Raw genomic sequence first — 9,984 nt, forward strand, 5'->3', positions numbered from 1 at the left:
GGAGAGAGTTGTAAAAACGTAAAATCTGTATTATAGATGTATGTGTAAAAGTAAATCTGGCTACTGGGGGAGATGATGCTAAATGGAGGCAAGTGAAAAAAAGATCAACGAGATACTGACGGAAAACAAAATTCATGAAATTCCTCCTTACCAACGGCCGTATTCTTGGGAGAAAAGCCATGCGCGCGAGTTGATAGAAGATATTTGCCAAGCTTATCAGCGTAATGACCCTGAATACTTTATCGGATCGATTATTACGATTGAAAAAGAACGCAACCGCCGTTATGAAGTCGTAGACGGCCAGCAGCGGTTAACGACTTTAAATATTATTTTTGCGGTTATGAAGCAGTTGATCACGCATCCTTCTAGTGTAGAGGATATTCAAAAACGAATTATGCCGGTAAACCCTTATACGGATGAACCGGAGCAGCCTCGCCTGATAGTCAGAAAGCAAGATCAAGCATTTTTCCAGAAGTATATCCTCATGGGGGAAGATATAAGCTCTGCACAAGAAATGAGTGAAACTCAAGCGAAGTTTTATGACAATATGCTTGAAATCAAACAAGTAGTTTCAGAATTAAGCGAAGTCGAGTTGCGGCGGTTGGTCAATTATATTTTAGAACATGTATATGTTGTCTTTGTGGTCACCGATAACTTTACCTCCGCCTACCGGCTTTTTAATGTCTTAAATGCGAGAGGAATGTCTCTTTCCAACGGGGATTTATTAAAAAACCGGCTGTTTGAATATTGTGAAAGCAAGCCTCTTGAGAGAAGCCGAGTGGAAGAATGTTGGAATGAACTGGAGAATATCGTTGGCATTCGGCAGCTGGATAATTTCTTAAGCCATTTGCGGACTTCGATCAAAGGGAACAAGCAGCAGGAAATTCTTTATCAAGAGTTTGATGAGATCCTTGAAGAATATAAAGAAGCTCCCGCTCGTTTCGCTGAATTTCTCCTGCGCTCGGCTCATCATTATGAAAAAATTATGGAAAACGATTTCGATAATCATCTTAAGACGCAAAAACTCATCTCTTCCCTCCATCGGGTCGCTCATGATGAGTGGATACCTCCTGTGCTTGCGTTTCTAAATAAACCGGTGCCGGATATGGAATTCGCTGATTTTGTTGAATTAATGGAAAAAATCACGTACCAAAACTGGGTTCGCCGGCTTGGCAAAACAAAACGAAATACGGTTTATTATCAAGTGATTAATTTGATCAATAAAGGATGTTCAGCGGATGAACTGATTGAAACGGTTAAAAAATATGCGGATAATAAAGAATTTGAACAATTGATACGTGCGGATATTTACCATTCTCCTGCTGTAAAAGCAATACTCCTTCGCTTGGAACAAGAAAGCCAAGATCAGAGCGTGGTAAAACAATTCCATGGACGAATTACGGTGGAGCACATCCTTCCGCAAAAGCTAAAAGATGAATATTGGATCCAACGTTTCACGCCTGATGTTCATCAAGAATTGGTTCATAAGCTTGGAAATTTGACTTTATTGAGCGGTGTGAAAAATTCTGCTGCACAATACTATTCATTTGACCGTAAAAAGGAAATTTACGAAAAACGAAACAAAAAAGTATCGTTTGATCTTACGAAAGAAATATTAGAGGAAAAGGAATGGACAAAGAATCAGATTCTCTCAAGACAAGAAAAACTGGTGAAAAAGGCGATGGAAATTTGGGGAATTCAATAGGGATTATGCCTGTTGTTTCTTGAATGTAGCTACTGTTGTCTATGAAGTTCCGACTGTTAATTGGTTGTCGTAAATACAAATTTTTATAATCGATTCTGAATATAAAGTGATGGTGTTGGGTTACAGTTCCAATTTGTAGATTGTTCGTAATCATATCTCTATTGCCATACAAAAATCAAATTCAGATGTTGATACGATAGGGTGATCAACAATGGTTTATAAAGCTTTGCTTATAGCAGTAGACCAATATTTAAATACTTCCCCTCTTCCTAATACAGTTAATGATGTTAGTGAAATAAAAAGATTGTTGTTAGAACCTCCGTCGTTTTTTAAAAAAGAAAATGTAGAGGTGTTTCAAGGGAACATTGCAAAGCGGGATATATTACACTCCGCTTTAACGTCCTTTTTTGAAGATGCTTCTCCAAATGATATATTATTTCTTTTTTGGGCAGGTCATGGCTTTTTGCATAATAATGAAGGTTATTTTGTTCCTTTCGATGGCGATGCTTATAATCCAGAAGATTCCATGATTAAAATGACAGATGTAAGAGATTTGATTGATCATACTATTGCTAGTACTGTACTGGCGTTTTTTGATACTTGTCATAGTGGTGCCATTGCAAGAAATATACAACATGAAATGGTAAGAGGCCTAGAGGTAAAAGGGTCGGGGAAAGTATTGATCGCTGCATGTACGTCAAATCAATGGGCGTGGGACAGAAATGGCCACGGTGCTTTTACGGATTATCTCATTAGAGGGTTGGAAGGCGAAGCTGCTGATGCAAACGGTGAGATTGATGTATATAATTTGTACTCCTATGTAAGCAAAAAAGTTGCTGAAGAGTTTAAGGATCAAACACCTGTAATGAAAAGCACCCTCACAGGGAAACCGTTATTATTAAAAAGAGTAGTGAAAAGAGAAGGTCAAAGTTTCGGAACGAGTCCAGCTATTGAAACGAAAATCGTAAATTCTTCAGGAGCGTATTTTTGGTTAGGTGATTTAACTTGCGAATATGACGAATACCGTGAACCAAAAGCAGGCACATATGAATTGGTATTGAAGAATCCTGATAGCAAAACGGAAAGAACGTTAAAATTGATGCAACAAAATAGCGGTCAATATGCTCTTTCAGTCCGAAATTTTGCTGATATGGTTACGATTGAAAATATTCGTGTTGAATCCCAAAAGGAGGATACAACAGTTACTATAACCCTAGTAAGTTTGGGGGACTATAGTTCATTTACCTTTCCTGAAATGTCTATCAATTTGATGGGAAAAAGATTATCAGCGGATGATATTGCTATGTTGCGAGTAAGGAGAATATTATTTGGTGAAGAATTACCTCGGTATGATCATTCTTCCGTATTGTTAGAAAGTATGATTATAAACCCCTCTAATGCAAAGATACAAGTGATTTCAAACCTTTTGCGTATCTTGAAAGAAAAAGGTTACACTATGGAACAGATCCGAGGAAAAGTGGTAGAACAACTCATTTTAACTGGGACACTACAGGAAATTGAGGATTTAACATTTGTTGTTGAGAATGGGGTAATCAAAAAAGTGTGCCTCCAAGGTTATCGTCCAAAATATTACGCAAATGTGGAACCAACAAAAATAGAAATCAATGAATCAGTAAATATTTAAAAAATAGTTTCCAATCATATTGTCCTTTTTTGGTTTTTGATGACCGAAATTTTAAATCGTTACGCCGTAATTTTATGATGAATGATAAATTTGCATCATTTAGTGTTAAAATACATAGTAAGATTGTACGAAAAAGGAACGATTAGCATTGTTGAGAGATGTCAGTAAGTGGGAACGAGTCGGGTATGGTAGAAAAAGTACACTGGAGAAAGAGGAATTGATATCTCCAGAGAAAATACATTATCTTATAAAATACCCGCGGCAGTTTAAAGAAGGAGTTTCTTGGGAGGATATTACAGAACTAATTGCCGCTGAAATTGGAGCTATATTTGGTTTAGAAATGATGAGTGTTGAGATTGTAACCAGAAACGGTAGAAGAGGATGTCTTCTACGAAATTTTGTAAAGGAATATGATGCAAAAATGACTGAAGAAGGTGGAGTTTTATTATCAGCGCTAGTCGACGATTATAAGGAGCTCCAAGAATCCTCGTTGAAGGACATGGAACTCATTGATGCTGGATTCAAAATAATGAAGAAATTTGTGTATTGGGAGACCATAAAATCAGAGTTTATAGATATGCAATTGTTTGATATTCTTATTGGCAATCAAGATAGGCACCCATTTAATTGGCAATTGCTATTTCTTGAAACAGGAGCAAAATTCTCTCCCATTTATGATAACGGTGCTTCTTTAGGGTTTCGATTTGAAGATGAAAAGCTGATACAAATGGTCTCGAATCCCCAAGAAATGAACAAATATACGGAAAAAACAAGGGTTAAGGCGGGTATATTTGAAAAGAAAAAGGTCAAAGCTAAAGACTTGTTAACATATATTAGTAAAAACTTTACAGATGAGTTTAATCAAAGTATCCAAAAGTTAGTTGAATTTGATTTAATAAGGTATTCTGATTTTATTCAATCATTAGATATTTTAAGCGAGGCACAAAAAGACTGGTTATTGAATATAGTGCCTTTTCGAAGAAAGAAAATATTGGAGTGGATTGGAAGGGATGATCAATAACATGAAAAAAGTTCATACACTTTTAGTGGTTTGGCAAAATCCTAAAACCCGTTCTTTTTATCATATAGGAACTCTTTCTCATTATGATGGCTATTATGAGTTCACTTACACCTATAATGCCTCTGGTCACGGAAAACTGAAAGATGCATTGAATAACGGGTATATGTTGCATCCGGCTTTCCCAGACCCAACTAAAATATATCGATCAAAGGAGCTGTTTCCGGCGTTTGAACGCCGATTGCCGTCACCAGATCGTGCGGATTTTAAAGCCATTTTGTCCGATTTAGGTCTGGATGAGAATTCCACTAAGATGGACTTGCTTCAACAAACACGTGGGCGGTTAGCCAGCGACACTTATTCTTTTGAGCAACCGCTGCGTCTTGAAGACGATGGAAAGCTGTGTGTCAGCTTTTTTGTTCATGGCATGCGCTATCAAAATCTTCCTCAAAATTGGGCAACATGGCTAGCCATTAACGAAACGTTGAAATTAGTACAAGAACCAACAAACACTTATGATCCCCATGCTGTTGCTATCTATACTCACGGAGGGAAGAAGCTTGGATATGTTCCAGCCTTTTATAGTAAGGCCGTCTTTTCCTTGTTAGAAAATGGAGCGAACCCTTCTGTTCGTGTTGTGTATATGAATGAAAAATCAACTCCTCATTGGTGGCTGAAAGTAGCCTTTGAGTGCGAGATTCCTTCTTTCCAAGGTGCAACATTGGATGAATTAGCCCCTGTTATGGGATAATACCTGCCGTGCTTCGAAGTTTGTCAAAGATTTAACATTAGCAGGGATGGCTTGATCCATTGCCATGGCTATTTATAACCCTCGGCAACGGCTTAGGCTATTCCGCCAACGAAGTCGTTGAAACAGATGAAAAAGGGACCAGTCGCAAAGCCGTCATGGAATCCAACGACTGACTGAGCGCTCCGACGTGCTTTGTCGCCTCATCGGAGAAGATGGATAAGGAAACTGGACTGAGAAGCGGAATATTCGCTTGAAGAAATTATTGCAAGCGCATAGAAATGGCATAGTGGAAAGGTGAAGGAAATACAAAGGCCTCCTGCTGAATGAGTGTTGTCAGCGGGAGGCTGAATTGCCCGTCTTCATCAATCAATCATTGTTAAAATCTAATCTTTTAGATCAATAATGCGCAAATGTTTTGGGGACGAATCGGTGCCAGTTATAATCATCGGCACTAGCGAATCTTGTTTATGAAGCCCCCCGTGGCTTGCTCCTCCAACATGAGTTGGAGAGCCTTCACCGATAAATTCAAATCCCGGTTTAGCACTTGCAACAAGATAATTTCCTCCATGAGAAGTCAGCGAGCTGTACAATCGGGCCAGTGCATCCGGATATTCATCATAAAAAATCTTATTGTTCTTTACCGTAAGATTCAAAACGCCTGCATCTCCTGCTAGATCCCACGATTGTTCATACTCATCCACCAATGGCCCATTCGGTTTAAAAATGAGTCTTCCCGGCCGAACTCCAGATATGACGTGCACGGATTCTTTTTCCATCCAGGCAATGACATCCACTCTGTCGTCTTTTTGCAGCGTTTTCGCGATATCCGGAAGTGGCGCTCACCACCCGAAATTTGTCGAAATATTGGTAATTGAAAGATAAAGGGGAGGGTATTACAATGATGGGTGAGAACTAATGTTCTGTGATTGGGAGGGATGGATGAGTGACGGTGAAGATTTTAAGCATTGGGTTGAGGGGGTTAGAAGGGTATCGGGTGCAGGTGGAGGTGCAGGAGGTGCCTGGGATTGCGGCGATGGTGATTGTTGGGTTGCCGGATGCGTCGGTGAAAGAGGCAAAGGAACGTGTTCTTGCTTCGCTTTATGCTTTCGGATGCGACTTTTTTGATAAAAGGCTCGTTGTTCATTTGTCTCCGCCGGAGAGGAAAAAGCATAGCCCGATGTTTGATTTGGCGATGGCGATTGGGATTTTGAAGGCAATGGGCAAGCTGACAGCGCCGGTTTTCCCCGATGCAGCGTTTTTAGGTTCGTTATCGTTGGATGGAGCGATTCAGCCGGTGGATGGCATGCTTCCAGCGATATTGGCGGCAAAGAAGCTCGGTTTTCAAAAAGTATACCTTCCGTATGATCCCACACTTCCGCTTCATCATTTGAAAGATCTCGATTGTATCTTTGTTCAGACATTGGAAGAAACGGTGCAATATCTGCAAGGACAACGTGTTCTTTCGTTATCCCCAGCTTTTCGCACTCCTGAAATCATGGACTCCCCGCGAAAGCATCATCGGGATTTTCAATCGATTATTGGCCATCATCAAGCAAAGCGTGCATTGGAGATCGCAGCGGCAGGCGGACATAACGTGTTAATGGTTGGACCGCCTGGGTGCGGGAAAAGTTTGTTGGCGGAAACGTTTCCGACGATTTTGCCGAGCCTTACTCATGATGCACAGTTAGAGGTGATCAGTTTGTACCAGCTGGCAGGGGAAAAAATCGAGAGCGGCCATCCGCCTTTTCGTCATCCGCATCATTCCGCTTCATCGGTTTCTTTAATTGGCGGGGGAACGCACCCAAAGCCTGGCGAAGTGTCGCTGGCACATCGCGGTGTTTTGTTTCTCGATGAAATGGCGGAATTTGCGAAAAAGACGCTGGATATGCTTCGCCAGCCGTTAGAGACGGGGAAAGTGACGATTAGCCGTATTTCGTCGACGGTGACATATCCCGCGGACTTTATTTTGCTTGGGGCGATGAATCCGTGTCCGTGTGGATATTTAGGCTCAAGAACGCGCTATTGCACATGCAGTCCGAAACAAATTCAAGCGTATCGAAATCGTGTTTCCGGGCCGATTTATGACCGGATGGATGTTTTATTATCATTGGAAGTCATTGATTTCACCAAAGAAACGAGGGTTTCGGAATCTTCGGAAACCATAAGGAAAAGAGTAGAAGAAGCAAGAAGAAAGCAATATGAACGTTACGGAAAAGAAATAACGAATGGGCGTGTTTCTTTTGAGTTATTAATGGAAAAAAGCCCGCTTGCCAACAGGCAGCAACTTCTGTTGCAGCAATGGGCATCCCAACATCAATGGAGCAATCGTGTACAAACGAAAATCATTCGGTTGGCAAGGACCATTTCCGATTTAAAGGGAACCGAAGAGATAGCGGATGAATCGCTTTGGGAAGCGATGACGCTAAGATGGCTGAAAACATATACGAAGCAACAGGCAACAGCGAGGTAAAAAGAATGGGACGGCAAAAGCGGATCTGGGTGCCCCATCGGTTTTATCATATCGTTTGCCGCGGCAATCGGCGTGATCCCCTATTCAAGGAAACAAATGATTTTCTCGCTTTTCTTCATATCCTCCACCAGCTTCACGAAAAAATCCCATTTGAAGTAGCCGCATATTGCCTTATGACGAATCACTTTCACCTGCAGCTGCGCTCAAAACAGGAGCCGATTTCGAAAGTCATGGCGCTCATGAACAAACGGTATGCGAATTATTATAATACTCGCTATCGTTTGACGGGACATGTATTTGAAAAACGTTATTATGGTAAATGGATTGACAATGACAGTGGAATGTTGGAAGTGAGTCGATATATTCATCTCAATCCTGTAGAAGCTCATATTGTAAATTAGCACATTATTTCAGAATCCCTTTTTCAAATTATTTCAGATGGATTCTGAAATAATGTGCAAAATTTTTGCGGATTGTTCCGGATTTTGCACATTCTTTCGGAACGTTTGCACGCTCTTTCAGATGAAGATTTCCAGCGCGCCTGATGGACCGATGGAAAATGGAAAAGTGAAAGCACAAAAGAGGCCGATTCGGCCCCTTTCGTGCTAATACCCCATTTCCTCTGCGGCCATGCGCACCACTTCTTCGTCAATGGCGTCCTTTTTCAGCTGATGCCCGTACAGCAGGCATGTCGTGGCCAACGTGTTGATCACCCGAGGCCATCCCCGCGACTGCAGGGCAATCGCCTCTAATGCCGATGGGGTGAAGATCGGATGCTTCGCCCCGGCCTGTTTCATCCGATGCTCGATGTAGCCCGCCACCTCCTCCTTCTCGAGCGGCCCCATCCGGCATCGCATGATGATCCGTTGGTCAAGCGGACGGTGCTGATTGAGCCGCAGCTTTCCCTGTAAATGGGGCAGCCCGGCCAACATCAAGACAAATGGGTTGGTCGAATCCATCTCAAAGTTGAACAAGATGGCGATGTCTTGTAAAAAGGCATCTTTGGCCAAATGCATCTCGTCCAAAATGAACACCGGCGTGATCCGTCGTTCATGATGCAATCGCTCGATCGCCTGCTGGATTTGGCGGAAGAGGTCCACCTTGCGGTATTTCGGTTCTTCCCCCAACCCAAGGGCCAGCCCACGGTAAAAATCCATCACGCCTCCGGTCGATAACGGGAAGTAGACCACATGATGCAACGAAGGGGACAACGATTCCTTCCACGCCCGAAGGGCGAACGTCTTGCCCGCCCCCGGCTCTCCGATCAACAGCCCGATTCCCCGCGTTCGCTTCACGTACTCCAGCGCCCGCAGCGCTTCTTGAAACGCTGCCCCTTGATACGCCTCAGACGGGTCGGTTTCTTTCGCAAACGGCTCCCGCGAGAGGGAATAAAACGTTTTATACATCCTGTTCGCCCTCCTTCGCCGAAACCGCCGCAAACGGCGACCGATGGCGCTTTACATAGGCATTGTCCTCCATACGCACCCGAATGGCTTCCGCCACCCGTTTGCCCTCTTCGTACACATAGACGCCTCGTTCGTCATAGCGGAGCTCAATCGATTGCCCAATGAACCGAGGCGGCACTTCGTATAGCTGCTTATTCAGGGTGATCGTGCCATCGGCTTTCACCTTGCGGTGTTCCCGTTTCAGAAAAATCGCGTCCAGCCAATCGATGTCTTCGATCCACATCACCTGTTCCACCTGAGACTGAAACACCTCATGCGGCGTTTTCCCATCAAGCGAGGCGTGAGGTTTTCGATGATACTCTTCTTCAAGCCACTTCCAAAAACGCTCGTTCAACTCATCAAGCGACTTCGGCGGATTCAGCTCCAACAGCGGATAAAACCGTGTCTGTACGGTGCGGAAGAACCGTTCGATTTTCCCTTTGCTTTGCGGGTCATACGGCTGAGTGTGGATGAGCGTAATCCCCATCTCGGCGCACGCATACTGCAGCACCTCGGACCGATCAATGTTCCCGTTGTCCGAGTAAATGCGTTTCGGCTTCCCGCAACGAAGCACCGCTTCCTTTGTGACGATCCGCAGCCCGTCAAATTTCTCCGAAGGGAAAAATTGGGCGTACGGCACCAACCGCGAGCAGTCATCGATATACGCGATCAAAAACGTTTTCTGGGCTTTCCCATGGACGCGAATCGTGGGTCCATGGGATAAGTCCCCTTGCCATAACTCATGGATCTGGTCATACGCAAAGCGTTTTCGCTCTGGCATCGGCAAGATTTCTTTCCCCACCAGGTTGTGTTTTTTCAACAGTCGGTATATAGTAAAGTATGAGAGGGTGGTGGGAATGTCCCCCTGCTTGGTGAGTTGTTCGTAGAATAGGGTCACGGGCATGGTGGGATGTTCCTTCCTCAATGCTAGAATATGATCCTCATCATCG

Annotated in this window: 7 protein-coding genes and 2 pseudogenes; 6 read left to right on the plus strand and 3 right to left on the minus strand. The window is 43.2% G+C overall.

What is annotated here, in order from left to right; genetic code table 11:
* Positions 1–82 precede the first annotated feature (82 nt).
* The 4 genes from ACVBDQ_RS13255 to ACVBDQ_RS13270 all read left to right on the plus strand — a co-directional run bounded on the left by ACVBDQ_RS13255 (position 83) and on the right by ACVBDQ_RS13270 (position 5,119).
* Positions 83–1,705: a DUF262 domain-containing protein gene (locus ACVBDQ_RS13255; protein ID WP_446663264.1), complete on the plus strand. Its 1,623-nt coding sequence runs from the start codon at positions 83–85 to the stop codon at positions 1,703–1,705.
* Between the two features lie 211 nt (positions 1,706–1,916).
* On the plus strand, positions 1,917–3,350 hold the full coding sequence (locus ACVBDQ_RS13260; RefSeq protein ID WP_014196910.1) for a caspase family protein: 1,434 nt from the start codon (positions 1,917–1,919) through the stop codon (positions 3,348–3,350).
* Between the two features lie 148 nt (positions 3,351–3,498).
* Entirely contained in the window at positions 3,499–4,371 is an 873-nt protein-coding gene (locus ACVBDQ_RS13265; protein ID WP_014196909.1) for a HipA domain-containing protein, read from the plus strand.
* Position 4,372: 1 nt separating this feature from the next.
* Positions 4,373–5,119 carry an HIRAN domain-containing protein gene (locus tag ACVBDQ_RS13270; protein ID WP_011232761.1) on the plus strand — a complete coding sequence of 249 codons (747 nt, stop codon included), beginning with the start codon at positions 4,373–4,375 and terminating at the stop codon, positions 5,117–5,119.
* A 383-nt stretch (positions 5,120–5,502) separates the two neighbouring features.
* Here ACVBDQ_RS13270 and ACVBDQ_RS13275 read toward each other — a convergent pair.
* Positions 5,503–5,958: pseudogene (locus ACVBDQ_RS13275) on the minus strand (alkaline phosphatase family protein); the annotation flags it as partial.
* Positions 5,959–6,062: 104 nt separating this feature from the next.
* On the opposite strand from ACVBDQ_RS13275, the gene ACVBDQ_RS13280 reads away from it, so the two are divergent.
* Both ACVBDQ_RS13280 and ACVBDQ_RS13285 read left to right on the plus strand, forming a co-directional pair.
* On the plus strand, positions 6,063–7,589 hold the full coding sequence (locus tag ACVBDQ_RS13280; RefSeq protein ID WP_446663265.1) for a YifB family Mg chelatase-like AAA ATPase: 1,527 nt from the start codon (positions 6,063–6,065) through the stop codon (positions 7,587–7,589).
* Positions 7,590–7,594: 5 nt separating this feature from the next.
* Positions 7,595–7,987, plus strand: a pseudogene (locus tag ACVBDQ_RS13285) (transposase); the annotation flags it as partial.
* A gap of 207 nt (positions 7,988–8,194) precedes the next feature.
* On the opposite strand, the gene ACVBDQ_RS13290 reads toward ACVBDQ_RS13285, so the two are convergent.
* Both ACVBDQ_RS13290 and ACVBDQ_RS13295 read right to left on the minus strand, forming a co-directional pair.
* Entirely contained in the window at positions 8,195–8,995 is an 801-nt protein-coding gene (locus ACVBDQ_RS13290; protein WP_446663266.1) for an ExeA family protein, read from the minus strand.
* On the minus strand, positions 8,988–9,984 hold a 997-nt coding region (locus tag ACVBDQ_RS13295; RefSeq protein WP_446663267.1), incomplete at its 5' end, for an integrase core domain-containing protein. The genes ACVBDQ_RS13295 and ACVBDQ_RS13290, both read right to left, overlap by 8 nt.

Source organism: Geobacillus sp. CCR, assembly GCF_052906625.1.

Bases quoted from the DNA above. Each gene is read 5' to 3' on its own strand.
- ACVBDQ_RS13255 (WP_446663264.1), top strand. From the start codon at position 83: ATGGAGGCAAGTGAAAAAAAGATCAACGAGATACTGACGGAAAACAAA.
- ACVBDQ_RS13270 (WP_011232761.1), top strand. From the start codon at position 4,373: ATGAAAAAAGTTCATACACTTTTAGTGGTTTGGCAAAATCCTAAAACC.
- ACVBDQ_RS13290 (WP_446663266.1), bottom strand. From the start codon at position 8,995: ATGTATAAAACGTTTTATTCCCTCTCGCGGGAGCCGTTTGCGAAAGAA.
- ACVBDQ_RS13260 (WP_014196910.1), top strand. From the start codon at position 1,917: ATGGTTTATAAAGCTTTGCTTATAGCAGTAGACCAATATTTAAATACT.